At 68.1% G+C, this 23726-nt stretch carries 20 protein-coding genes; 11 read left to right on the forward strand and 9 right to left on the reverse strand.

The features are described 5' to 3' along the window. Nucleotides 1–17: 17 nt before the first annotated feature. Nucleotides 18–1874: an ABCB family ABC transporter ATP-binding protein/permease gene (locus AC07M8_RS06360; protein WP_495173530.1), complete on the forward strand. Its 1857-nt coding sequence runs from the start codon at nucleotides 18–20 to the stop codon at nucleotides 1872–1874. 179 nt (nucleotides 1875–2053) lie between these two features. On the opposite strand, the gene AC07M8_RS06365 is transcribed toward AC07M8_RS06360, so the two are convergent. After that, nucleotides 2054–2323: a GNAT family N-acetyltransferase gene (locus AC07M8_RS06365; protein ID WP_495173531.1), complete on the reverse strand. Its 270-nt coding sequence runs from the start codon at nucleotides 2321–2323 to the stop codon at nucleotides 2054–2056. A 103-nt stretch (nucleotides 2324–2426) separates the two neighbouring features. Between AC07M8_RS06365 and AC07M8_RS06370 the strand changes: the two genes are divergently transcribed. The 4 genes from AC07M8_RS06370 (at nucleotide 2427) to AC07M8_RS06385 (ending at nucleotide 7531) form a co-directional block, all read left to right on the forward strand. Next, complete coding sequence (locus AC07M8_RS06370; RefSeq protein WP_495173532.1) at nucleotides 2427–4586, forward strand: M3 family metallopeptidase; 2160 nt, start codon at nucleotides 2427–2429, stop codon at nucleotides 4584–4586. Between the two features lie 248 nt (nucleotides 4587–4834). Next, complete coding sequence (gene recQ / locus AC07M8_RS06375; protein WP_495173533.1) at nucleotides 4835–6613, forward strand: DNA helicase RecQ; 1779 nt, start codon at nucleotides 4835–4837, stop codon at nucleotides 6611–6613. A 49-nt stretch (nucleotides 6614–6662) separates the two neighbouring features. After that, entirely contained in the window at nucleotides 6663–7097 is a 435-nt protein-coding gene (locus tag AC07M8_RS06380; protein ID WP_495173534.1) for a protein tyrosine phosphatase family protein, read from the forward strand. After that, on the forward strand, nucleotides 7094–7531 hold the full coding sequence (locus tag AC07M8_RS06385) for a hypothetical protein (protein ID WP_495173535.1): 438 nt from the start codon (nucleotides 7094–7096) through the stop codon (nucleotides 7529–7531). Before AC07M8_RS06380 ends, AC07M8_RS06385 begins: the two co-directional genes overlap by 4 nt. Nucleotides 7532–7574: 43 nt before the next feature. Here the strand turns inward: AC07M8_RS06385 and AC07M8_RS06390 are convergent, their stop codons facing one another. Further along, complete coding sequence (locus AC07M8_RS06390) at nucleotides 7575–8783, reverse strand: LL-diaminopimelate aminotransferase (protein WP_495173536.1); 1209 nt, start codon at nucleotides 8781–8783, stop codon at nucleotides 7575–7577. 273 nt (nucleotides 8784–9056) lie between these two features. Between AC07M8_RS06390 and AC07M8_RS06395 the strand changes: the two genes are divergently transcribed. From AC07M8_RS06395 to clpS, 3 genes are all read left to right on the forward strand, one after another. Next, nucleotides 9057–11537: a TonB-dependent receptor gene (locus AC07M8_RS06395; RefSeq protein ID WP_495173537.1), complete on the forward strand. Its 2481-nt coding sequence runs from the start codon at nucleotides 9057–9059 to the stop codon at nucleotides 11535–11537. Between the two features lie 194 nt (nucleotides 11538–11731). Beyond that, entirely contained in the window at nucleotides 11732–13462 is a 1731-nt protein-coding gene (locus tag AC07M8_RS06400; RefSeq protein WP_495173538.1) for a PHA/PHB synthase family protein, read from the forward strand. A gap of 116 nt (nucleotides 13463–13578) precedes the next feature. Continuing rightward, a complete protein-coding gene (gene clpS / locus AC07M8_RS06405) occupies nucleotides 13579–13923 on the forward strand; it encodes an ATP-dependent Clp protease adapter ClpS (RefSeq protein WP_267397160.1) in 345 nt (114 codons plus the stop codon). 38 nt (nucleotides 13924–13961) lie between these two features. Here the strand turns inward: clpS and AC07M8_RS06410 are convergent, their stop codons facing one another. Then, nucleotides 13962–14636, reverse strand: coding sequence for a Crp/Fnr family transcriptional regulator (locus AC07M8_RS06410; RefSeq protein ID WP_495173539.1), 675 nt, complete (start codon nucleotides 14634–14636; stop codon nucleotides 13962–13964). Nucleotides 14637–14842: 206 nt separating this feature from the next. Here AC07M8_RS06410 and murA point away from each other — a divergent pair, with 206 nt between their 5' ends. After that, nucleotides 14843–16126 carry a UDP-N-acetylglucosamine 1-carboxyvinyltransferase gene (gene murA, locus AC07M8_RS06415; protein ID WP_495173540.1) on the forward strand — a complete coding sequence of 428 codons (1284 nt, stop codon included), beginning with the start codon at nucleotides 14843–14845 and terminating at the stop codon, nucleotides 16124–16126. A 117-nt stretch (nucleotides 16127–16243) separates the two neighbouring features. Here the strand turns inward: murA and AC07M8_RS06420 are convergent, their stop codons facing one another. Both AC07M8_RS06420 and AC07M8_RS06425 read right to left on the reverse strand, forming a co-directional pair. After that, on the reverse strand, nucleotides 16244–16759 hold the full coding sequence (locus AC07M8_RS06420) for a phosphoribosyltransferase (protein ID WP_495173541.1): 516 nt from the start codon (nucleotides 16757–16759) through the stop codon (nucleotides 16244–16246). Between the two features lie 57 nt (nucleotides 16760–16816). Continuing rightward, a complete protein-coding gene (locus AC07M8_RS06425) occupies nucleotides 16817–18142 on the reverse strand; it encodes a cystathionine gamma-synthase family protein (RefSeq protein ID WP_495173542.1) in 1326 nt (441 codons plus the stop codon). A 212-nt stretch (nucleotides 18143–18354) separates the two neighbouring features. Here AC07M8_RS06425 and AC07M8_RS06430 point away from each other — a divergent pair, with 212 nt between their 5' ends. Then, the gene (locus tag AC07M8_RS06430; RefSeq protein WP_495173543.1) at nucleotides 18355–18600 is read left to right on the forward strand and encodes a hypothetical protein; all 246 of its coding nucleotides are present in this window, start codon (nucleotides 18355–18357) and stop codon (nucleotides 18598–18600) included. Nucleotides 18601–18607: 7 nt separating this feature from the next. Here AC07M8_RS06430 and pgeF read toward each other — a convergent pair whose 3' ends face one another. The 4 genes from pgeF to lgt all read right to left on the reverse strand — a co-directional run bounded on the left by pgeF (nucleotide 18608) and on the right by lgt (nucleotide 21905). Continuing rightward, nucleotides 18608–19372, reverse strand: coding sequence for a peptidoglycan editing factor PgeF (gene pgeF / locus AC07M8_RS06435; RefSeq protein WP_495173544.1), 765 nt, complete (start codon nucleotides 19370–19372; stop codon nucleotides 18608–18610). Next, nucleotides 19369–19878 carry a GNAT family N-acetyltransferase gene (locus AC07M8_RS06440; RefSeq protein WP_495173545.1) on the reverse strand — a complete coding sequence of 170 codons (510 nt, stop codon included), beginning with the start codon at nucleotides 19876–19878 and terminating at the stop codon, nucleotides 19369–19371. Before AC07M8_RS06440 ends, pgeF begins: the two co-directional genes overlap by 4 nt. Continuing rightward, nucleotides 19875–20936, reverse strand: a complete 1062-nt coding sequence (locus tag AC07M8_RS06445) for a class I SAM-dependent methyltransferase (RefSeq protein ID WP_495173546.1) — start codon at nucleotides 20934–20936, stop codon at nucleotides 19875–19877. The genes AC07M8_RS06440 and AC07M8_RS06445 overlap by 4 nt, the downstream gene beginning before the upstream one ends. Nucleotides 20937–21005: 69 nt before the next feature. Next, complete coding sequence (gene lgt / locus AC07M8_RS06450) at nucleotides 21006–21905, reverse strand: prolipoprotein diacylglyceryl transferase (RefSeq protein WP_495173547.1); 900 nt, start codon at nucleotides 21903–21905, stop codon at nucleotides 21006–21008. A 65-nt stretch (nucleotides 21906–21970) separates the two neighbouring features. Between lgt and AC07M8_RS06455 the strand changes: the two genes are divergently transcribed. Next, nucleotides 21971–23686: a class I adenylate-forming enzyme family protein gene (locus AC07M8_RS06455; RefSeq protein ID WP_495173548.1), complete on the forward strand. Its 1716-nt coding sequence runs from the start codon at nucleotides 21971–21973 to the stop codon at nucleotides 23684–23686. Nucleotides 23687–23726 lie beyond the last annotated feature (40 nt).

Raw genomic sequence — 23726 nt, forward strand, 5'->3', positions numbered from 1 at the left:
TCCTACATACAGGGGCGATGCCACCCGATCCGACGACCCATACCCGCGCCGACCAGCCGCTGCTGCCGGTCCTGCGCCGCTTCTTGCCTTATCTGTGGCCTGCCGGCGAGCCGGGGCTGAAGGCGCGGATCGTCGGCGCGATGGCGCTGGTGCTGGTGTCCAAGCTGCTCCAGGTGTTCGGCGCCGCCTATACGCTGAAATATGCCGTCGACCGGATGGCGGGCGGCGATCGCTCGGTGGCGATGCTCGTGGTGCTGCTCGTGCTCGCTTATGCCGGTTCGCGGTTCGGCACGACGCTGTTCGACAATATCCGCAATGCGGTGTTCGAGAGGGTCGGCCAGGATGCGACCCGGCGGCTCGCCGCCAATGTCTTCCGCCACCTCCACGGCCTGTCGCTGCGCTTCCACCTCGAGCGGCGCACCGGCGCGGTCACCAAGGTGGTCGAGCGCGGCACCAAGAGCATCGATACGATGCTCTATTTCCTGCTGTTCAACATTGCGCCGACGGTGCTCGAGCTCGCGCTGGTGGTCGCGATCTTCGGCAAGAATTTCGGGCTGCCGCTGGTGGTGGCGACGCTGGTGATGGTCGCCGCCTATATCTGGTTCACCCGCACGGTGACCGACTGGCGCAACGCGCTGCGCGCGCGGATGAACGACCTCGACACCGGCGCGGTCGCGCATGCGGTGGATTCGCTGCTCAACTTCGAGACGGTGAAATATTTCGGTGCCGAGGAGCGCGAGGCGCGGCGCTACGATGCCGCGATCGCGGCCTATGCCAGCGCCGCGGTGAAGAGCGAGAACAGCCTCGCCTGGCTCAACGTCGGCCAGGCGCTGATCACCAATTTGATGCTCGGAGGCGGCATGGCCTTCGTCGTCTGGGGCTGGAGCCAGGGGCGGTTCTCGGCCGGCGATGTGGTGTTCGTCTCCACCCTGCTCGCGCAATTGTTTCGCCCGCTCGACCTGCTCGGCATGGTCTATCGCACCATCCGCCAGGGCGTGATCGACATGGGCAGCATGTTCGACCTGATCGACACCCCGGCCGAGGTGACGGACGTGCCCGGCGCGCCGGCGCTGGTGGTGGGCGCAGGCCATCTGCGCTTCGAGGGCGTCCGCTTCGGCTATGATCCGGGGCGCGACATCCTCACCGGGCTCGACCTCGACATTCCGGCGGGGAGCACGCTCGCGGTGGTCGGCCCGTCGGGCGCGGGCAAGTCGACGCTCGCGCGGCTGCTCTACCGTTTCTACGATCTCACCGCGGGGCGGATCACCATCGATGGCCAGGACATCGCCCGCGTCACCCAGGCGAGCCTGCGCAGCGCGGTGGGGATCGTGCCGCAGGATACCGTGCTGTTCAACGACACCATCGGTTACAACATCGCTTATGGCCGCGAGGGCGCGAGCCAGGCCGAGATGGAAGGCGCGGCCCGCGGCGCGGCGATCGCGGGGTTCATCGAGCGCCAGCCCGAGGGCTATGACACCCGCGTCGGCGAGCGCGGCCTCAAGCTGTCGGGCGGCGAGAAGCAGCGGGTGGCGATCGCGCGGACGTTGCTCAAGAACCCGCCGATCCTGATCCTCGACGAGGCGACCAGCGCGCTCGACAGTCGCACCGAGGCCGAGATCCTCGACACGCTCGAGGCGATCGAGCGCGGCCGCACCACCATCGTCATCGCGCATCGCCTGTCGACCGTCGTCCATGCCGACCAGATCGTGGTGCTCGACGGCGGGCAGGTGGTGGAGCGCGGCACCCATGCCGCGCTGCTGCGCCAGGGCGGGCTGTACGCCGAGATGTGGCAGCGCCAGGCGCAGGAACGCGACGAGGCGGCGCTGCCGGAGGCGGGGGGGCTGGCGGGGGCGGGGGCGCTGGCGGCGGAATAGCCGCGTCGCGCGTCACCCCCATCCATGATCGTCATCTCAGCGAAAGCTGGGATCTCCCAGAGGAGCGCGGATCACCCGCCACAAGGAGACCCCAGCTTCCGCTGGGGTGACGGATCATGTCTGGCGGCGGATAGGCGGTGGGGGATGCTCAAGGATGTGAACGGGCGCCACGGTCCCCGCTACGCCAGGTCCACCTCGTCGGGGTGTCGCTGCACATAGGCCGCGACGAACGAGCAGGCCGGCACCACCTTCAGCCCTGCCGCGCGCACCTGCGCCAGCGCGCCCTTCACCAGCCGCGTGCCCACGCCCTGGCCCTCGAGCGCCGGCGGCACTTCGGTATGGGTGAAGACGATCGCGTCGCCCTTGCGGGTGTAGGCGGCGATCGCGGTCTCGCCACCGTCGCTGAGCTCGAACCGCCCCCGGGCGGCATTGTCGTGAACCTCGGTCATCGCGCTACAATGCACGACTGTGCCGGCGGAGCCATCCATCGCTTGCCGCGCACGGCTGGTCGGTCCATCACGCCCGCGTAAAGTTCGTCACCTTGAGGTCTTGATGCATCGTTTATCGCTCGTCGCCGCCGCGGCGCTCACGCTGCTGTCGTCCACCGCGCTCGCGCAGGTCGCGCCGGCGGGCAATCCCTTCGCCAGCCCGAGCACGCTGCCGTTCGAGGCGCCGCCGTTCGACCGGATCAAGGACGCCGATTACCAGCCCGCCTTCCTCGCCGGCATGGCCGAGCAGCGCGCCGAGATCAGCAAGATCGCCAACAATCCCGCGGCGCCGACCTTCGACAACACCGTGACCGCGATGGAGCGCTCGGGGCGGATGCTCGAGCGTGTCGCGCTGGCGTTCGGCGGGGTGGTCTCGGCCAACACCAACGACACGTTGCAGGCGACGCAGGCGGCGCTCGCCCCCAAGCTCGCCGCGCACCAGGACGCGATCAGCCTCGATCCCAAATTGTTCGCGCGGGTGAAGACGCTGTACGATCAGCGCGCGTCGCTGAAGCTTACCCCCGAGCAGCTCCAGGTGCTCACCCTGAACTACCAGGGCTTCGTGCGCGCCGGCGCGCAGCTGTCGCCCGCCGACAAATTGACGCTCAGCACCTACAACAGCCAGCTGTCGACGCTGGAGACCGCGTTCCAGCAGAAGCTGCTCGCCGCCGCCAAGGCCGGGGCGCTGGTGGTCGACAACAAGGCCCGGCTCGCCGGCCTGTCCGACGCCGAGATCGCCGCCGCCGCCGGCACCGCGACCGAGCGCGGGCTCACCGGCCGCTACGTGCTGCCGCTGCAGAACACCACCCAGCAGCCGAGCGGCTCCTCGCTGACGGATCGCGCCACCCGCGAGGCGCTGTTCAACGCCAGCTGGACTCGCGCCGAAAAGGGCGACGCCAACGACACCCGCGATACCATCGCCCAGATCGCGATGCTCCGTGCCAAAAAGGCCAAGCTGCTCGGCTTCCCGACCTGGGCCGATTACGTGCTCACCGACCAGATGGCGAAGAACCCCGCCACGGCGCTGGCTTTCATGAAGCAGCTCGGCGCGCCGGTCGCCGCCGAGCAGCGCCGCGAGGCCGCCGAGCTCCAGGCGCAGATCAAGGCCACCGGCGGCGATTTCGCGCTCAAGCCCTGGGACTGGGACCTCTATTCCGAGCAGGTGCGCAAGGCGAAATACGATCTCAACCAGGACGAGCTGAAGCCCTATTTCGAGATCAACAAGGTGCTCACCGACGGCGTGTTCTACGCCGCCAACCAGCTCTACGGCCTCACCTTCAAGCGCCGCACCGACTTGCCGGTCTATCACCCCGACGTGATGACCTATGAGGTCACCGATTATACCGGCAAGCCGCTCGGGCTGATGTATTTTGATTATTGGAAGCGCGACAACAAGTCGGGCGGCGCCTGGATGTCGAACTTCGTCAATCAGTCGTTCCTGCTCGGCACCAAGCCGGTGATCTACAATGTCGGCAACTTCACCAAGCCTGCCGCCGGCCAGCCGGCGCTGATCAGCTTCGATGACGTGACGACGATGTTCCACGAGTTCGGCCACGCGCTCCACGGCCTGTTCGCCAACCAGACCTATCCCTCGGTCTCGGGCACCAACACCGCGCGTGACTGGGTGGAATTCCCCTCGCAGTTCAACGAGCATTGGGCGCTCGATCCCAAGGTGCTCCCGCACTATGCCGTCAACTACAAGACCGGCGCGGTGATCCCGCAAGCCTTGGTCGACAAGATCAAGAAGGCCGGCACCTTCAACTCGGGCTATTCGTTCGGCGAGGCGCTGGCGGCGGCCGAGATGGACATGTCGTGGCATTCGCTCCCGGCGACGGCGCCCAAGCAGGACGTCGACGTGTTCGAAGCCAAGGCGCTCGCCGACACCGGGCTCGACACTACCGACGTGCCGCCGCGCTACCGCTCGAGCTACTTCCTCCACATCTGGGGCAACGGCTATTCGGCCGGCTATTACGCCTACAGCTGGACCAAGATGCTCGACAATGACGCGTTCGACTGGTTCGAGCGCAACGGCGGCCTCACCCGCGCCAACGGCCAGCGTTTCCGCGACATGATCCTCTCCAAGGGCCATACCGAGGATTACGCGCCGATGTTCCGCGCCTTCTACGGCAAGGATCCCGACGTCGGCCCGCTGCTCAAGGACCTGGGGCTGCAGAGCGACGGGACCGCGCCTGCGGCGGCGGCAGCGACGCCGGCGGGGAAGTAACGGCTCCCGCCAGGAAATCGCCAGTCTGCAAGTGAGGTATTTCCATTCAGTACGTGCTGAGCCTGTCGAAGCACGGTGAGACCCATGCCCTTCGACAGGCTCAGGGCGAACGGAGGGGAAGGCAAGCACGCCACCTGTCGCGCTTTCACCGTACGAGATCCCAGCTTTCGCTGGGATGACGGTTGTCATGGGGGGGGGCGCGTCCCGGCGGTCGATCCCAGGCTGGCGGCGCGGGCGCTTTTCGCTATATGCGCTGGGTGTCCGCAGACCCCCTTCCCAATCTTCAGCGCATCTTCGGTTTTCCCGACTTCCGCGGTGTCCAGCGCGAGGTGGTGGACCGTGTGCTCGCCTCCCAGAGCACCCTCGCGGTGATGCCGACCGGCGCCGGCAAGTCCTTGTGCTACCAGCTGCCGGCGACGATGATGGAGGGGACGTGCGTCGTCGTCTCGCCGCTGATCGCGCTGATGCATGATCAGCTCCGCGCCGCCCAGGCGGTCGGGATCAGCGCCGGCACGCTGACCAGTGCCGATGAGAATCGCAGCGAGACGATCGCGCGGTTCCGCGCCGGCGAACTCGATCTGCTCTACATCGCCCCCGAGCGCGCCTCGACCACCCATTTCCGCGAGCTGCTCGGCAGTGCGCCGATCGCGCTGTTCGCGATCGACGAGGCGCATTGCGTGAGCGAATGGGGCCATGATTTCCGGCCCGACTACCGCCTGCTCGCGCCGCTGATGAATGCCTTTCCGGACGTGCCCCGGCTGGCGCTCACCGCGACCGCCGATGCGCATACCCGCGCCGACATCCTCCAGCAGCTCGGCATCCCGCAGGACGGCCTGATCGTCTCGGGGTTCGATCGCCCCAACATCCGCTATGCGATCACGCCCAAAGCCAACACCGCCAAGCAGATCGCGGACGTCATCGCGGCGCAGCCCGGCCCCGGCATCGTCTATGCCCAGACTCGCGCCGCGACCGAGAAGCTCGCCGAGGCGCTGGGCCGCACCGGCCGGCCGACGCGCGCCTATCATGCCGGGCTCGAGCCGCACATTCGACAGAAGAACCAGGCCGATTTCGTCGCATCCGAAGACATGGTGATCTGCGCCACCGTCGCCTTCGGCATGGGCATCGACAAGCCGGACGTCCGCTTCGTCGCCCATGCCGGGCTGCCGAAGTCGATCGAGGCCTATTATCAGGAAACCGGCCGCGCCGGGCGCGACGGCGATCCGGCGGTGGCGCATCTGTTCTGGGGTGCCGAGGATTTCGCCCGCGCGCGCCAGCGGATCGGCGAGGTCGAGCCCGAGCGCCAGCCCGGCGAGCGTACGCGGCTCCAGGCCTTGGGCGCGCTGGTCGAGACGGCGGGGTGCCGGCGGCGCATCCTGCTCAAGCATTTCGGCGAGGACCGCCAGGAGGATTGCGGCAATTGCGACAATTGCCTGGGCTCGCCCGACGCGATCGACGCCACCGAGACCGCGCAGAAGGTTCTTTCCGCGGTGTTCCGCACCGGGCAGATGTTCGGCGCGGGCTATATCGAGCAGGTGCTGCTCGGCCAGTCGACCGAGCGCAGCATGACCAACGGTCATGAAAATCTGTCGGTGTGGGGGATCGTCGAGGGTGACGAGGCGGCGCTGATCAAACCGGTGTTCCGCGCGCTGCTGCTGCGCGACGGGCTGCGCACCAACCATCATGGCGGGCTCGAATTCGGCCCCGGGGCGCGCGGGCTGCTCAAGGGCGGCGAGCGATTGTCGCTGGTGGTGCCGCCCAAGCGCGAGCGCAAGCGCCGCGGCCAGGCGCCCGCCGCCGGCAACCCGGCGGATAATCCGTTGTTCGAAGCGCTGCGCGCGCGTCGCCGCGATCTCGCCAAGGAGGCCGGCGTGCCGCCTTATGTGATCTTCCACGACTCGGTGCTGCGCGACATGGCGGCACGGCGGCCGGCGGGGCGCGCCGAGCTGAGCCTGCTCACCGGCATCGGCGCGCGCAAGCTCGATGCCTATGGCGACGCCTTTCTCGACGTGATCCGCGACGCCTCTTAAGCGCGATCGGGCGTTTCCCTGGCGCGGTAAATCGTTCTAAGGAGCCGTCATGGCCGATATTCGCACCGTCAACGAACGCGTCAGCGTCGCCCCCCAGATCACCCCCGAAGATGTCGCTGCACTCAAGGAGGCGGGGTTCGTCGCGATCGTCAACAACCGTCCGGACGACGAGGAGCCGGGCCAGCCGTCGGGCGCCGCGATCCGCGCCGCGGCCGAGGCGGCCGGGATGGCCTATGCCGAGATCCCGGTCACCCACGCCGGCTTCAGCCACCCGCAGATCGATGCGATGACCGCGGCGCTCACCGCCGCCGATGGCCCGGTGCTGGCCTATTGCCGCTCGGGTACGCGCAGCTGCAACCTGTGGGCGCTCGCCGCCGCCAAGGCCGGGCGCAACCCCGAGCTGCTGGTTCGCCAGGCGGCGGAGGCGGGTTACGACCTGTCGGGCATGCGCCCGACGCTGGACGCGCTCGCCGCGCCGCAATGATCCTCCGCGTCGACAGCCTCACCCTCTCGGTCGCCGCGGGCGCGGTGATCGTCGTGCTCGTGCTGGTGGCGCTGGCGTGGCGACTGTTCGGCCGCCGCGCGCCCAAGATCGAGACGCCCGAGGAAGCCGCCGAGGCCGCTGACCAGGCGCTCGCCGGCTTTGCCACCCAGGGCGCCGTGGTCGGCGCCGATGGCGCTGGCGCGCTGGCGGTGGATCGCGACGGCCGGGTGGCCGTGATGAAGCGCGCGGGCGCGCGGATCGCGGTGCGCGAAGTGGCGTGGAGCGCGCTGCGCTCGACCGGCAGCGGCATCGTCATCGAGACCAGCGAGCGCGGCTTTGGCAGCGTCGCGCTGTCCGGCGTCAACGTCCTCGACATCCGCCGCCTGGCACCCGCCGAGACGAGCCGCTTCGCGCAGCATCTCGGCCGGGTCTAAACAATGCCGTCACCCCAGCTTGCGCTGGGGCGACGAGGATATCTTACCCTGCGTTGCGCGACGGGGTGTTGACCCCCATCGACTGCAGATATTTTTTCACGTTGCGCGCCGCCTGGCGCAGCCGCTGCTCATTCTCGACCATCGCGATGCGCACGAAACCCTCGCCGTTCTCGCCATAGCCGACGCCCGGTGCCACCGCGACCTTGGCGTGGGTGAGCAATTGCTTGGAGAATTCGAGGCTGCCGAGATGCGCCACCGCCGGCGGCAGCGGCGCCCAGGCGAACATCGACGCGCGCGGGGAGGGAATGTCCCAGCCGGCGCGGCCGAAGCTCTCGACCAGCACGTCGCGGCGGTGCTGGTAGAGCTGGCGGTTCTTCTCGACGATATCCTGCGGGCCGTTGAGCGCAACGCAGGCGGCGGCCTGGATCGGCGTGAACGCGCCATAATCGAGGTATGACTTCACCCGGGTCAGCGCCGCGATCAGCTGCTTGTTGCCGACCGCAAAGCCAATCCGCCAACCGGCCATCGAATAGGTCTTGCTGAGCGAGGTGAACTCGATCGCGACGTCCTTGGCGCCCCTGACCTGGAGGATCGAGGGCGTCGGATTGCCGTCGTAATAGAGCTCGGAATAAGCGAGGTCGGAGATGATCCAGACCTTGTTCTCCTTCGCCCAGGCGACCAGCCGTTCGTAGAAGGCGAGGTCCACCGCCTCGGCGGTGGGGTTGGACGGATAGTTGACCACCAGGATGCTCGGCCGCGGCACGGTGAAGTTCATCGCCCGCTCGAGGCTCTCGAAATAATGCTCGTCAGGCGTGGTCGGCACCGCGCGGATGGTCGCGCCGGCGATGATGAAGCCGAAGGTGTGGATCGGATAGGACGGGTTGGGCGCGAGCACCACGTCGCCCGGCGCGGTGATCGCGGTGGCGAGGCTGGCGAGCCCTTCCTTGGAGCCCATCGTCACCACCACCTCGGTTTCGGGATCGAGATCGACCCCGAAGCGGCGGCCGTAATAGTTCGCCTGGGCGCGGCGCAGCCCGGGAATGCCCTTCGACTGCGAATAGCCGTGCGCGTCCGGCTTCATCGCCACCTCGCACAATTTGTCGAGCACATGGCTTGGCGGCGGCAGATCGGGGTTGCCCATGCCAAGATCGATGATGTCTTCGCCGGCCGCGCGCGCCGCCGCTCGCATGCCGTTGACCTCGGCGATGACGTAGGGGGGCAGACGGCGGATGCGATAGAAATCGTCGGACATGGGGCACCTTTCTGTCGCCTTCCTACGCTCTAGCGCAACGCGAGACCATCCTTTCGCGGCATGAACTTGCGGGCTCTGTCCGTCACCTTGCCGAGCGTCGGGATCGCTGGCGATGATGTGAAGGCAGGATCGGTGAGAGATTCCAGCGTTCGCTGGGATGATGGAACGGTACGATCGGGGCTTTCCCGCTGCCGCGGCGCCTGTATATGGCCAAATATATCAGGGAATGACGCGGCAACGTCCGCGTGTGGCACGGCATAACGGGGACAACGAATGGGCAAGCGGCTCGGCGGCATGATTTCGGCGGCGGCATTGGCGTGCGCGCTGTCCACACCGGCGATGGCGCAGGACACCGGGTCGGCGGTGCCGGGGCAAGACGGTGTCGCGGCGACCGGCGAGGATTCCACCGCGGCGACCCGCCCGACCCGCGTCGCCGGCGACAGCGGCTCCGCCGCTCTGCCCGACATCCTCGTCACCGCGCGGCGTCGCTCGGAGGATGCTCAAGCCGTACCGGGTGGCCTGTCGGTGGTCGGCGGCGATCTGCTCGATCGCTCCTACACGGTGAACACCCAGCAGCTCTCGCAGCTGGTGCCGGCGCTCAACTATAGTTCGGCCAACCCACGCAATACCGCCTTCACCATCCGCGGCCTCGGCAGCAGCGTCGTCGCGGTCAGCCAGGCCAATGACGGGCTGGAGCCGGGCGTCGGCTATTATGTCGACCAGGTCTATCACGCGCGTCCGGCGACGGCGGCGTTCGATTTCAGCGACATCGAGCAGATCGAGGTGCTGCGCGGCCCCCAGGGCACGCTGTTCGGCAAGAACACCACCGCCGGGGCGATCAACATCACCACCCGCGCGCCGACCTTCACGTCCGAGGGCCAGGCCGAGATCAGCTACGGCAGCTTCAACTTCGTCCAGGCCAAGGCGGCGGTGTCGGGCCCGATCAGCGACAATCTCGCCGGCCGCCTGTCGGTGGTCAGTACCCGACGCGACGGCGTGATCGACAACGTCCGCACCGGGCGCGACAACAACGGCATCGGCAACCAGGCGATCCGCGGCCAGTTGCTGTTCAAACCGTCGGACGATCTGTCGGTGCGGCTCACCGCCGATTTCACCAACTTCCAGAGCAATTGCTGCACCCAGGTCTATTACGATGTCGCGGTGCGGCCGACGACGGGCACCGACCCGACGATGTTCCGCACCGCCTCGCGTCAATATGGCGGGCCGGCCGGGCTTGCCGCGCAGTTCGGCTATGCCCCGCCGAGCACCAACCCCTATGACCGCAAGACCGACATCGACGCGGCGCTCGGCGTGGACACCAACGAGGGTGGCGTCTCCGCGATCGCGGACTGGAACCTCGGGACGGTAACGCTGACTTCGGTCAGCGCCTGGCGGTTCTGGAACTGGGATGCGGCCAACGATCGCGATTATACTGGCATCCAGATCCAGACCGAGCAGCACATCCCGTCGCGGCAGGACCAGTACAGCCAGGAACTGCGCTTCGCCTCCAACGGCGATCATGCCCTGAGCTATGTCGGCGGGCTGTATTTCTTCCGCCAGCGGGTGATCGGACGGCCGATCTCCATCTATGGCTCGCAGGCCGCGCGCTGGCTGATCGGCACCACCACCGGCACCGGCACCGCCGCGGTCGCCGTCCCCGCCAATCTGCTTGACGGCTATGGCACCGACGGGCGCACCGACTTCCAGTCGAACAGCTATGCCGCATTCGGCGAGGTCAACTGGCGCCCGATCGACCGGCTGACGCTGACCGGCGGCCTGCGCTACACCTATGAGGACAAGAAGGGCACCTACGACACCTTCACCTTCGGCGGGCTGCAGACCACCAACGCCGCGCTCAACGCCGCCAAGCTGTCGATCCTGCGCGGCCAGAGCTATGATGCCAAGGTCGACGATGGTGCGCTGACCGGCCGCGCCAACATCTCCTACGAGGTGGTGGGCGACATCTTCACCTACGCAAGCTTCGCGCGCGGCGCGAAATCGGGCGGGATCAACATGTCCGGCCTGCCGCTCAACAACCAGAACCTGCCCGCGCTCAACACCGCGGTGGTGCGTCCCGAAGAGAATACCAATTACGAGGTCGGGGTGAAGACCCGGCTGTTCGATCGCCGCCTGATCCTCAACGTCGACGGCTTCTACACCCGCGTCACCGATTTCCAGGCCAATGTCACCGATACCGGCGCCGCCGCGGCGCTGCGCACCTATCTCGCCAACATCCCGCGCGTAACGGTGAAGGGCTTCGAGGCGGACGCCACCGCGGCGGTGACCCGCAACCTGACGCTGCGCGCCAGCGTCGCTTATGCCGACGGCAAATACGCCTCCTACCCGGCGGCGCCGTGCCCGATCGAGCGGATCGGCAACACCACTGCGGTGTGCGATCTGTCAGGCCAGCAACTGCCGAGCCTGCCCAGATGGGCCTATACGCTCGGCGCCGATTACGCCCAGCCGATCGGCGACGCCGGCAGCGGCTTCCTCCATGTCGATTCCAACACCCGCACCCGGCAGTTCGGCGATCCCACCGGCTCCGCTTATACAGTGATCAACGGCTATACGGTGGTCAACGGCAGCATCGGCTATCGCTCGACCGAGGGCTGGGAACTGGCGGTGTTCGCGCGCAACCTGCTCGACAAGGATTACATCCAGAATGTCACCGTCCAGGCCGGCAACTCCGGGCTGATCCTGGCGACACCGAGCGACCCGCGCACCGTCGGCGTCACCTTCCGCATCCACCGCTAGGGATAACGCGTCCTTCTTACCCCCGGTCATCCTGAACTTGGTTCAGGATCCATAGCCCCTCACGGCCGTCAAGCGCGCGGATCGTGCAGGCCATGGATGCTGAACCAAGCTCGGCTTGAGGGCGAAGTGGGACGAGCGAAGTTCTTTCCCTTGCGCCGGCTGAGCGGCTAAGGCGTTGGCCCAAGAGGAAAGCCATGGCGGACCCTGCCGACCACCCACCCACTGCGATCCCGAGCCTCGCCGAGCTGCAGCAGTGGACCTGGGTGCTCGGCCGCGCGCAGCAGATGATGATGGAGCAAGGCTTCGATCTCGCCGAGGCCGCGGTGCCGGCGGACACGCCGGCCGCCGCGGCGCTGGCGCGGAGCCGCGGTTACGGGAACGACGGCATCGCGTTGTGGCAGCGCTGGCTCGACCCCGCTGCGGCGCCGCCCCCGCCCGCCGCGTCGGAGGGCGATCCCCGCGATCGGCGCTTCACCGCGGCCGCCTGGCGCGACGATCCCTGGTTCGACTGGATCCGGCGCAGCTACAATCTGCTCGCCGATCGCATGCTCGGCGAGGTCGATGCGCTCGCCGATCTGCCCGATCGGCAGCGCGAGCAATGGCGCTTCGCCACCAGGGTACTGGTCGACGCGATCAGCCCGGCCAATTTCCCGCTCACCAACCCCGAGGTGATCGAGCGGACGATCGCCACCAACGGCCAGAACCTGCTCGACGGGCTGCAGCACATGCTCGCCGATCTTGCCCGCGGCCAGCTTACTCACTCCGACGGCAACGCCTTCGAGCTCGGCCGCAACCTCGCGACCACGCCGGGTAAGGTGATCAAGCGCACGCCTTTGTACGAGCTGATCCAGTACGCGCCGACCACCGACACGGTGCTCGCGACCCCGCTGGTGATCTTCCCGCCGTGGATCAACCGCTTCTACATTCTCGATCTCACCCCGGAGAAAAGCTTCATCCGCTGGGCGGTGGCGCAGGGGATCAGCGTGTTCGCGGTGTCGTGGAAGTCGGCCGACGCGACGATGAAGGACGTGAGCTGGGACGATTACGTCGTTGCCCAGGCCGAGGTGGTGGCGACGATCCGCGCGCTGCTGGCGGTGCCCGCGGTGCACGCGATCGGCTATTGCGTCGCCGGTACCACGCTCGCCGCGACGCTGGCCTGGCTTGCCGCGCGCGGGCAGGCCGAGCAGATCGCCAGCGCTACCTTCTTCACCGCGCAGGTCGATTTCGCCAAAGCGGGCGATCTTGCCCATTTCGTCGACGACGACGCGCTGGCGCTGATCCGCGCGGTCTCGCCCGAGGGGTTTCTCGATGGTCGCTACATGGCGGCGACCTTCAACCTGCTGCGCGGCCGCGACCTGATCTGGAGCTATGTCACCACCCATTATCTGCTCGGGCGCGATTACCCGCCGTTCGACCTGCTCCACTGGAACGCCGACACCACCAACCTCCCGCTCGACTGGCATCTCGGTTATCTCACCGATCTGTATCGCGACAATCTGCTGGTGCAGCCCGGCGCGTTGTCAATCCGCGGCGTGCCGCTCGATCTCTCCCAAGTCGCCACCCCGAGCTACGTCCAGGCCGGGCGCGACGATCATATCGCGCCGGCGGCGAGCGTCTGGTCGATCACCCGGCTGTTCCGCGGCCCGATGCGCTTCGTGCTCGCCGGATCGGGGCATATCGCGGGCGTGGTCAACCCGCCGGCCGCGGGCAAATACCAATATTGGACCAACGATGCCCCCGCGGACACGCTCGACGCCTTCGTCGCCGGTGCCACCGAGACCAAGGGCAGCTGGTGGCCCGACTGGAGCGCCTGGCTGCATCGCCACGGCGATGTCAGGGTGCCGGCGACCGGCGCCCGGATACCGGGGGAGGGCACACTGCCCGCGCTCGGCGACGCGCCCGGCGCCTATGTCCGCACGCGCTGAGCGGAACCGATCAGGGCTGCTGCCGATCCCGGCGCGCTTTAAGTCGGCCGCGCCTCTTGCCCCCACCCCCCGGCATGCCATATTTCCCTAACATCATGCAGCTTTCACCTTTAACCATGGCCGGTCGCCCCGACGACGGTTCCGACGACGGCGCTGGCGGCAACGGCAGCGGCACCGGGGTCGCCACCAAGACGCGCACCCGCACCAAGCAGCCGACGCCTTACCGGGTGCTGATGCTCAACGACGATTACACGCCGATGGAATTCGTCGTGCTGTGCCTGCAGCGCTTCTTCCGCATGGACATGGAGGCGGCGACGCGGGTGATGCTCCACGTCCATCAGAAGGGCGTCGGGGTGTGCGGCACGTTCAGCTACGAGGTCGCGGAAACCAAGGTCGGCCAGGTGATGGATTTCGCGCGCCAGAACCAGCACCCGCTGCAATGCACGCTGGAGAAAGCCTGAGCTGCTTCGGCTGAACCGGCCGAGTTACGGCAGGCGGGTCACTTGGCGGCAGGCAGCCATCCCAGATCGATCCGGCTGCTGCGGTCGATGTAATTGGCGGCGCGGATCAGCGCCGGCTCGTTGGTGATGGTGAACCGCCCGCCGGTGCGGCTGATCATCCCTTCCTCCTCGAGCTGGCGAAGCATGCGGTTGACGTGCACCGAGGTCAGCCCGGTGGCGTCGCCGATCTCCTCCTGGGTCAGCCCCAGCGCAAAGGACGCGCCGATGTTGCGGTCGCCGATCCGCTGGCGGTTGCGGATCTCGATCAGCAGCGACGCCACCCGCACCTTGGCAGAGGTGCGGCCGAGTGCCGCGAGCCGATCGGTGAGGATCACCCGCTCCATCTCGTGCAGCGCCATCAGCACGCCGGTGAGGCGCGGGTGCTCGGCGATCAGCGTGCCGATCAGCGCGCGATCGAACGGCGCCACCACCGCCTCGCTCAGCGCCGCGATCGATTCGGTCGAGGTGCGGTATACCAGCGACGAGACGCCGATCAGGTCGCCGGGAAACAGGAAGCGCAGGATCTGGCGACTGCCGTCGGGCAGCAGCACGAAGCTCATCAGCACGCCGCGGCGGACGATAAACATGTCGGCAAGCTTGTCGTGCTCGCGCAGCAGCACCGCGCCACGCCGCAGCGCGCGCTCGCGTTGTTCCAATCCGCTTAGGGCCACCATCTCGGCCGCCGTCAGTTCAATGAGTTCGCCGATGCGATCGACGAAACAGCTGCCCACGCGAATTTTTCCCCCTTTATCCGTGGCATGTAACAAGGCTCGGAAATCTTTGCCTTAAAGTTGATCAACCTAACAAGGCCCCAATGATCATGGCGGCCCGATGGTTGCCGGCCTTGCACGCGCCGGGCAGCGCGCTAGAGCCTTTGGTGATGGACCGTATCCTGATCCGCGGTGGCAACCGCCTCGAGGGCCGTTTGCCCATTTCCGGCGCCAAGAACGCGGCGCTTACCCTGATGCCCTGCGCCTTGCTCACCGACGAGCCGCTGACGCTACGGAATCTGCCGCGGCTCGCCGATGTCGACGGCTTCGGCCATCTGCTCAACCAGCTCGGCGCCTCGACCAAGATCGAAGGGTCGCGACCCGAGGATTTCGGCCGGGTGATGACGATCCGTGCCGGCCAGCTGACCTCAACCGAGGCGCCCTACGATATCGTGCGCAAGATGCGCGCCTCGATCTTGGTGCTCGGCCCCGTGCTCGCGCGCGCCGGCGAGGCGACGGTATCGCTGCCCGGCGGCTGCGCGATCGGCAATCGCCCGATCGATCTCCACCTGAAAGCGCTGGAGGCGATCGGCGCGGAGCTCGAGATGGCGGCAGGCTATGTCCGCGCCACCGCGCCGCAAGGCCGCCTCAGCGGCGGGCGCTATCGCTTCCCGGTGGTCTCGGTTGGCGCCACCGAGAATGTGATCATGGCCGCGGTGCTCGCCAAGGGCGGCAGCTGCATCGAGAATGCCGCCCGCGAGCCCGAGATCGTCGATCTGTGCAATTGCCTGGTGGCAATGGGCGCGAAGATCAGCGGCATCGGTACCGAGACGCTGGAAATCGAGGGCGTCGACCGACTCCATGGCGCCACCTATGCGGTGATGCCCGACCGGATCGAGGCGGGCAGCTATGCCTGCGCCGCGGCGACTACCGGCGGCTCGCTCGAGCTGGTCGGCGTCTCGGTGGCCGACATGCAGGCGACGATCGATGCGCTGCGCGAGGCCGGTGTCTCGGTCGACGAGACCAAGGACGGCATTCGGGTGGCGGCGAGCGGCCCGCTCCAGCCCGTTACCTTGTCAACCGCGCCGTTCCCGGGCTTCGCCACCGACATGCAGGCGCAGTTCATGGCGATGCTGTGCCTGGCGCAGGGCACCAGCGTGCTCACCGAGACGATCTTCGAGAACCGCTACATGCACGTCCCCGAGCTCGCGCGGATGGGCGCCGATATCCAGGTCCATGGCCGCACCGCGGTGGTCAAGGGCGTCGCCAGGCTGACCGGCGCGCCGGTGATGGCGACCGACCTGCGCGCCTCGATGAGCCTGATCCTCGCTGGTCTTGCCGCCGAGGGCGAGACCTCGGTGGCGCGGGTCTATCACCTCGACCGCGGCTATGAGCGGCTGGAGGAGAAGCTGTCCGCCGTCGGCGCCGATATCGAGCGCGCCAGCGACGGGTGAGGCGTCGTGGTCCCCGCGCAAGCTGGGGTCCAGGGCGGCTGCTTTTCCCGCTTCCTTGTCCGGCGTGACGGCGATGGCTGGTGGCATGCGAGGGCCGGGCCGACCCACCGGCGGGTCTCAGCCGATCCGCTCGGGCACCTCGGCGGCATCGGCGGCGATCGCGGCGGCAGGCGCCACGGCCTCCCAGGGAAACACGAACCAGTCCTTGGTCACGCGCCGATCGATCGCCCGCGCACGATAGTCCACCCGCTCCGCCGAGGCGACATTGTCGATCAGCGTTGCAAAGCGCACCCCATCGCCCTGCGCGCCTGCCGCGGCCAGCGCGCCGCGAAGTTGGGCGATGGTGCGGCCTGAATCGTTGATGTCGTCCACCACCAGCAATCGCCCGCCGACCCGGGTGCGCTCGGCGAGCCGCGCCAGCGCCAGCTCGGTCACCGCCGCCTCGCCGCCGGACCGATCCACCGACTGCATCGGTACGCCGATGGCGTGGCTGAGGAACACCGCCGGCACCAGCCCGCCGCGGCCGATGCCGACGATCACATCGGGACGCCAGCCGTCGCCGGCGATCGCATCGGCCAACTGAAGAACGGCGGCGACGACGTCGTCGTGCGCGACAGGGGTGAAGATCGGCATCGCCCGGCTATCGCGCTATTGCCTTATGCGGGCAAGTCGCGGTGCCGGGCGGGCCGCTCAGATCGCCGCCAGCGCCTGGTCGAAGTCGGCGATCAGGTCGTCGGCATCCTCGACGCCGATCGAGATCCGCACCAGATTGTCGGTGATCCCGAGCGCCGCCTTGCGCGCGTCGGGCACCGACAGGTGGGTCATTGCCGCGGGGTGGCTTGCCAGCGTCTCGGTGCCGCCGAGGCTGACCGCGAGCTTGGCGATCTTGAGCGCATCGAGGAAGGCGAACGCCTCCTTCTCGCCGCCGTTGACCAGCAGCGAGAAGGTCGATCCCGCGCCGGTGCAATGCCGCCGGTAGATGTCGGCCTGGCGCTCCATGCCGGGGCTGTCCTCGAGGAAGCCGAGATAGCCCACCCGCTCCACCTTGGGGTGGTGGCGCAGGAAGGCGCAGACCCTGGCGGCATTCTCGCCGGCGCGGCTCATCCGCAGTTCCAGCGTCTCCAGGCTGCGCAGCAGCATCCAGGCAGTGTTGGGATCGCAGATCGTGCCGATGGTATTGCGCATCGAGCGGATGGTGTTGATGTGCGCCTTGGTGCCGAGCACCCCGCCCGCGACCAGGTCCGAATGGCCGCCGGCATATTTGGTCAGGCTGTAGACGACGATATCGGCGCCGTGGCGCAGCGGCTGCTGCCACAACGGTCCCAAAAAGGTGTTGTCGATCGCGATCGGCGGCTTCTCCGCGGCATCGGCGAAGATCGCATCGCGGCTCGCAGCGACCGCCTCGACATCGACCAGCGCGTTGGTCGGGTTGGCGGGACTTTCGAGATAGATCAGCGCGACATTGCCGGTCGCGGCCTCGGTCAGCACCGCATCGATCTCCTCGCGGGTCGCGCCCGCCGGGAAGTCGAGCCACTTGACCCCGAACTTGCCGAGGATGCGGCCGATCAGCGTCTCGGTGGCGGCATAGAGCGGGCCGGAATGGACGATGGTGTCGCCCGGCTTGGTCATCGCCAGGAACAGGGTGGCGATCGCCGACATGCCGCTGGAGAAAGCGAGCGCATCCTCGGCCTCTTCCCAAATCGCCAGGCGATCCTCGAGGATCTCCTGGTTGGGCCCGTTGAAGCGCGAATAGACCAGCCCCTCGGCGCCGCCCGGACGCTTGCCCGTCACGCCCTCGAAGTGGCGCTTGCCGGCCGCGGCATTGGGGAAGACGAAGGTGGAGGTGAGGAAGATCGGCGGCTTCAGCGATCCTTCCGACAATTGCGGATCGAAGCCATGGCCCATCATCCGAGTGGACGCCTTGAGCTTGCGGTCGCCGATCGAGTCGATCGACGCCTTGGGACGGCGGCTCGCCTGTACCCCGGTCAGATCGGCTTCGGTGTCGTTGGTCGCCATGTTAATCTCCGGATAGAGGCGGTTCAGGAAGATCGTATCATCTGTAACGATTGGGCTCGGAGCATGCATCCTCCATTTCGGGGGGTTGAAGGCAAATAAGCCTCAATTCCGATCCATCTGGGGCCTTGGTCTGGCATCGCTGTGATAGCGTGGCGCAATCTCAACGGCGAAAGGCAAGAGCGATGCCACCCCCCTTATATCTCCCGGACGGCATGTATCACCTCGCGCCGCGCGGTACGATGGTGTTCGATCTCAACACCGGTCGAGGACAGAACCTGCTATCGGTGACCAACAACACGGCCAATGACGGCGCGTCGTACACGATCTCGATTGATCACGGACCTCTGACACAGCACACGCTCGATACCGGCGACGTAGATAATTACAGTGACGCCGATGGCACGCACTATCACCTCGACAACATCGGAACGATCACGCTCGAAGTAGATCTCGGCTGAGCGCTATCTAACGCGGCAGCCCAATCAGGCTGATCTGGCGGCCGTAGCTCGGTTCGCCGCGATGGGTGGCGCGGCGGAAGCTGTAGAAGCGGTCCTCGTCCGCATAGGTGTCGAGCCCCAGCGCCTCGACCCGGCCGATGCCCGCGGCGGCGAGCCGGGCGACCACATAGGCTTCGAGATCGAACTGGTGGTGCCCGGGCTCGCCGTCGACGAAGAAGCGTTCGTTGGCAGGATCGGCGGCGGCGAAGCGGGCGAGGAAGGCATCATCCACTTCATAGGAGGCACGCGCGATGCACGGGCCGACCGCGGCGACGATCCTTGCCCGCTGGGCCCCGAGCCGCTCCATCGCGGCGAGCGTCGCATCGGTGACGCCGCCGAGCGCGCCCTTCCAGCCGGCGTGCGCGGCGCCGACCACGCCCGCTTGCGCGTCGGCGAACAGCACCGGCGCGCAATCGGCGGTGAGGATGCCGAGCACCAGCCCGGGCCGGTCGGTCACCAGCGCATCGGCCTGCGCGCGGGCATCGTCGGCGACCGGCGCGGTGACGGTAATCGCCGTGGCGGAATGGACCTGGTAGACGGTGACGAGGCTGGCGCCGGGCGCCACCGCGTCGGCGGCGCGGCGCCGGTTGTCGGCGACTGCGGCAGGATCGTCGTCCGAACCGAGCCCGACGTTCAGCCCCGCCATCGCCCCGGTTGACACCCCGCCGCGGCGGCCGAGAAAGCCCTGGTCGACGCCGGCGAGCGCCGCGGCGCGGTTGACCTCGACGCTCACAGCGCCAGCCTCATGATCCGATCGTCGTCTTCCTTGTCGCCGACCATGAAGGTGTAGCGGCCGATCTCCTCGAAGCCGCGCCGCTCGTAGAAGCGCCGCGCGCGGTGGTTGTCGACATAGACGCTGAGGATGATCTCGGCCTTGCCCATCGTGCGCGCGGCGTCGATCGTCCAGTCCATCAGCGCCGGGCCGACGCCGGCGCCGTGCCAGCCGTCGAGCACATAGAGCTGATGGAGCTCGATAGCCTGCGGGTGCCAGTCGCCGGGGAACACCACCGGGCCGAGCTTGGCGAAGCCGATGATCGCCGCGCCGTCGGTGGCGACGCGAATGATGTAGCGCGGGTCGGCGGCGTGCGCCGGCAGCCCGGCGGGGCCGAACGCCTCGCCGAGGAAGGTGGCGAGATCGTGCGGCTGGTACAAGGTGCCGAAGGTCGCGGTGAACGACGCTGCGGCCATCGTGCCGAGCGCGGCGCCGTCGGCGGCAGTGGCGTCGCGATAGGCGATCATGCGAACGCCGCCGGGGTTGGCCAGTCGCGGTTGGTCAGCGCGAGCGCGCGGAACAGCGTCCCCATGTCGCTCATCAGCCGCGATCGATCGGCGAGGATCGCCTCGGTGCGCTCGGGCGCGCCCGCCGCCAGCGCCGCGGCGCGGGCGTCGATGCCGAGCTGTCCGAGCAGATCGCGCTGCGTCACCGGCCCCCAGGCGACCGCGCCTTCGGCCTGGCCGGCGGCGGCGAGGGTGGCGAAGTCGACATGGGCGGACAGGTCGTTGTCGCCCGGCGCCTCGAACGGGTTGGCAAAGCCATGGCCGCGCACTGCCTGCAGCGTCTCGCCGAGCACCGGGCCCTCATAGCCGTAATCCACCGCGAGCAGCCCGCCGCCCTGCGCCGCGAGCCGCCGCGCCAGCGCGCGGACGATGCCGACCGCGGCGGGCGAGGTTTCGAGGATCGCGCCCGCCGGCGCGTCGCGCAGCGATTCGGGCATCAGTTCGGCCGGCACCGGCTTGCCCGCGATCGGCAGGAACAGCGTGTCCTGGCAGGCGACCAGCCGCTCGTGCCAGCCATCGGCGCGATGGACCAACTGGCGGATCGGCAGCGCGTCGAAGAATTCATTGGCAACGACCAGCAAGGGCCGATCGGTGGGCAGGGTGTCGACGCCGTCATGCCAGGTCGCGTGCGGCACCCGCTCGGCCTGGGCGGCGCGGAGTAGCGGGCTGGTCTCGACGAGATGCACCGGCGGCGCGAGCCCGGCCCGGGCCATCGCCCGCAGCGCATCGGCGGCGAGCGTGCCGCGGCCGGGGCCGAGCTCCACCCAGGCGACCTCGGGGCTGCCGGCGCGCTGCCACAGATCGGCGCACCACAGCCCGATCAGCTCGCCGAACATCTGGCTGATCTCGGGCGCGGTGACGAAATCGCCCGCGGCGCCGAGCGGATCGCGGGTCGCATAATAATGCGCATTGGCCGCGGCCATGAACTGCGACACCGGCATCGGCCCGGCCAGCGTGATCGCCCGCGCGAGCCGATCGGCGAGAGGGGCGGCGGGGCCTGGGTCGGGCGTATCGTTCATCTATCTTCCGGTCGTGTCGGCCATGGCCATGGGCCCCTTCACCGTTGGCGAAGGGCGGGCAAGCCCGATCTACGAAACGCTCACCGTTCCCGCGATCGGCTCCACCCGCGTCCGCCGCCGCGCCGAGGTCAGCATCAGATAGGCGCCGCCAGCGATCATCGGCACGCACAGCCACTGGCCCATGTGGATATGGGTCGCCTCGATAAAGCTGCCGCGAAACTGGGCGTCGGGCTCGCGGAAGAATTCGACCACGAAGCGCGCGATGCCATAGCCGAGCACGAACAGGCCGACGAGCTTGCCCGGGTCGTAGCGCGCCTTGGTGCGCCAGAAGGCGAACCACAGGACCGCGAACAGCACGATGCCCTCGAGCCCCGCCTCGTAGAGCTGGCTCGGGTGGCGCGCCGGCTCGGGGATGCCGTAGGGCACGGTGCGCTCGAACACGATCGCCCAGGCGACATTGGCGGGTTTGCCCCACAATTCGCCGTTCACGAAATTGGCGAGCCGGCCGAAGAACAGCCCGAACGGCACGCAGCAGGCGATATAGTCGTGGACGCGCAGCCAGTTGAGCTGATGCTTGCGCGAGAACAGGATCAGCCCGATCGAGGTGCCGATCACCCCGCCGTGGAAGCTCATCCCGCCATCCCACAGCCGGAAGATGCGCAGCGGATGGAGGAACATCTCGGGCGCGTAGAAGATCACATAGCCAAGCCTGCCGCCGAGGATGATCCCCAGCGTCGCATAGAAGACGAGATCATCGGCATGGCGCCGCGCCATCGGCGCGCCGGGCTGGGCGAGCAGCTTGAGCAGGTACCACCAGCCGATCAGGATGCCGGCGATATAGGCGAGGCTGTACCAGCGCAGCGTGAAGAAGCCGAGCGAGAACACGTCCGGATGGAGGCCGAGATCGGCGAAATGGATGTGCTCCGCGGGCACGGTGGCGGCAGCAGCGGCGAGAACGGGCAGGATCAAGGCTTCCCCCTGGGCTATGGCGCCTGCATAGTGGGGCAAGGCCTTAAGACCAAGCGGAGAGAAATATGCGGACGGTGCTCGACGAGCGCATGGATGCAACGGTCGCGGCGCTGACCGCGCCGGGGGGCATGCTCGCCGCCGGCACGGTCGAGCAGGACGGCCGCACCCTCCCGGTGATCGCGGTCGCGCCGCCCACTCTGCCGCTCTATTTTGCCCATTACTGCCAGGAACATGCCGACAAGACCTTCCTAGTCGCAGGTGACGAGCGGCTGACGTTTGCGCAGGTTCATGCCGCCGCTACCGAGGTCGCGGGCGCGCTGATCGCGGATCACGGCATCGTGCCGGGCGACCGGGTGGGCATCGCGATGCGCAACTCGCCGTCGTGGATCGTGCTCTACATGGGCATATTGATGGCGGGCGGGATCGCCACGCTGCTCAACGGCTGGTGGCAGGCGGACGAGCTCGAGGCGGCGATTCGCGAGGTCGATTGCCGGCTGATCCTCGCCGATCCGCCGCGCGCCGCCCGGCTCGCCGCGATTCCCGGCCTCGCCCGCCCGGTGATCGCGCTCGACGACACCCCGCCGCTGCTCGCGGCGCTGGCGCCGGTGCTGGGAACGGGCGGGAGCGGGGCGCTGCCGACGCTTCCCGCGCTCGCCCCCACCGATCCGGCGACGATCCTGTTCACCTCGGGCTCCACCGGCCTCTCCAAGGGCGCGCTCAGCGATCATCGCGGCGTGGTGCAGGGCGTGTTCAGCTTCCTCACTCAGGCGGTGACCATGCTCTCGATCGCCACCGCCGACGGCAACGCGCCGGAGGGGCAGCCGGCGACGCTGCTGACGCTGCCGCTGTTCCACGTCACCGCGCAGGTGCCGGTGATGCTGCAGAGCTTCGCGATGGGCCGCAAGCTGGTGCTGATCCCCAAGTGGAACGTGCTGGAGGCGATGCGGCTGATCGAGGCCGAGCAGGTCAGCTATTTCATCGGCGTTCCGCTGATGAGCTTCGAGATCCTCACCCATCCGGAGCGCGCGCGCTTCGATTTGTCCACCGTCACCGATTTCGGCTGCGGCGGCGCGCCGCGGCCGGTAGAGCATGTCCGCCGGATCGACGCGGAGATGGGCGGCGCCGCGCCGCTGATCGGCTATGGCCTCACCGAGACCAATGCGGTGGGCGCGGGCAATTGGCGCACCAACTATCTCGCCAAGCCGGACAGCACCGGCCGCGCCTCGCGGCCGCTGGTCGAGATCGCGATCCTCGACGACGACGGCGCCGAACTGCCGCAGGGCGCGCGCGGCGAGATCGGCATCCGCTCGATCTGCAACTTCCGCGAATATTGGCAGCGCCCCGAGGCGACCCGCGCCGCCTTCACCCCCGACGGTTTCTTCCGCACCGGCGACATCGGCTATCTCGACGAGGACGGCTATCTGTTCATCGTCGATCGCAGCAAGGACATCATCATCCGCGGCGGCGAGAACATCGCCTGCCTAGAGGTGGAGGCGGCGCTCTATGCGCATTCCGCGGTAGCCGAAGCCGCGGTGTTCGGCCTCGCCGACGCGCGGCTCGGCGAGGTGCCGGGCGCGGTGGTCCACCTGCGCGCCGGATCGGCGCTGACCGAGGCCGATCTCCAGGCCTTCCTCGCCGCACACATCGCCGCGTTCAAGGTGCCGGTGCGGATCTGGCTTGCGCCGGCAGCGCTGCCGCGGCTCGGCACCGAGAAGATCGACAAGGTGTCGATCCGCGCCACCTATCGCGCGCTCGCAGCGTCATCCGTCACCCCAGCGTGAGCTGGGGTCTCCAGCGACTCCTTCCCCGCTCGCGGCGCGA

This window comes from Sphingomonas sp. GW821-FHT09E03, assembly GCF_059416225.1.

Bases quoted from the DNA above. Each gene is read 5' to 3' on its own strand.
- AC07M8_RS06445 (WP_495173546.1), bottom strand. From the start codon at position 20,936: ATGAACGATACGCCCGACCCAGGCCCCGCCGCCCCTCTCGCCGATCGG.
- clpS (WP_267397160.1), top strand. From the start codon at position 13,579: ATGGCCGGTCGCCCCGACGACGGTTCCGACGACGGCGCTGGCGGCAAC.
- AC07M8_RS06440 (WP_495173545.1), bottom strand. From the start codon at position 19,878: ATGATCGCCTATCGCGACGCCACTGCCGCCGACGGCGCCGCGCTCGGC.
- AC07M8_RS06380 (WP_495173534.1), top strand. From the start codon at position 6,663: ATGGCCGATATTCGCACCGTCAACGAACGCGTCAGCGTCGCCCCCCAG.
- AC07M8_RS06385 (WP_495173535.1), top strand. From the start codon at position 7,094: ATGATCCTCCGCGTCGACAGCCTCACCCTCTCGGTCGCCGCGGGCGCG.
- AC07M8_RS06370 (WP_495173532.1), top strand. From the start codon at position 2,427: ATGCATCGTTTATCGCTCGTCGCCGCCGCGGCGCTCACGCTGCTGTCG.
- recQ (WP_495173533.1), top strand. From the start codon at position 4,835: ATGCGCTGGGTGTCCGCAGACCCCCTTCCCAATCTTCAGCGCATCTTC.
- AC07M8_RS06360 (WP_495173530.1), top strand. From the start codon at position 18: ATGCCACCCGATCCGACGACCCATACCCGCGCCGACCAGCCGCTGCTG.
- AC07M8_RS06430 (WP_495173543.1), top strand. From the start codon at position 18,355: ATGTATCACCTCGCGCCGCGCGGTACGATGGTGTTCGATCTCAACACC.
- AC07M8_RS06390 (WP_495173536.1), bottom strand. From the start codon at position 8,783: ATGTCCGACGATTTCTATCGCATCCGCCGTCTGCCCCCCTACGTCATC.
- AC07M8_RS06400 (WP_495173538.1), top strand. From the start codon at position 11,732: ATGGCGGACCCTGCCGACCACCCACCCACTGCGATCCCGAGCCTCGCC.
- murA (WP_495173540.1), top strand. From the start codon at position 14,843: ATGGACCGTATCCTGATCCGCGGTGGCAACCGCCTCGAGGGCCGTTTG.
- AC07M8_RS06365 (WP_495173531.1), bottom strand. From the start codon at position 2,323: ATGACCGAGGTTCACGACAATGCCGCCCGGGGGCGGTTCGAGCTCAGC.
- AC07M8_RS06420 (WP_495173541.1), bottom strand. From the start codon at position 16,759: ATGCCGATCTTCACCCCTGTCGCGCACGACGACGTCGTCGCCGCCGTT.
- AC07M8_RS06425 (WP_495173542.1), bottom strand. From the start codon at position 18,142: ATGGCGACCAACGACACCGAAGCCGATCTGACCGGGGTACAGGCGAGC.
- AC07M8_RS06395 (WP_495173537.1), top strand. From the start codon at position 9,057: ATGGGCAAGCGGCTCGGCGGCATGATTTCGGCGGCGGCATTGGCGTGC.
- AC07M8_RS06410 (WP_495173539.1), bottom strand. From the start codon at position 14,636: ATGGTGGCCCTAAGCGGATTGGAACAACGCGAGCGCGCGCTGCGGCGT.
- AC07M8_RS06455 (WP_495173548.1), top strand. From the start codon at position 21,971: ATGCGGACGGTGCTCGACGAGCGCATGGATGCAACGGTCGCGGCGCTG.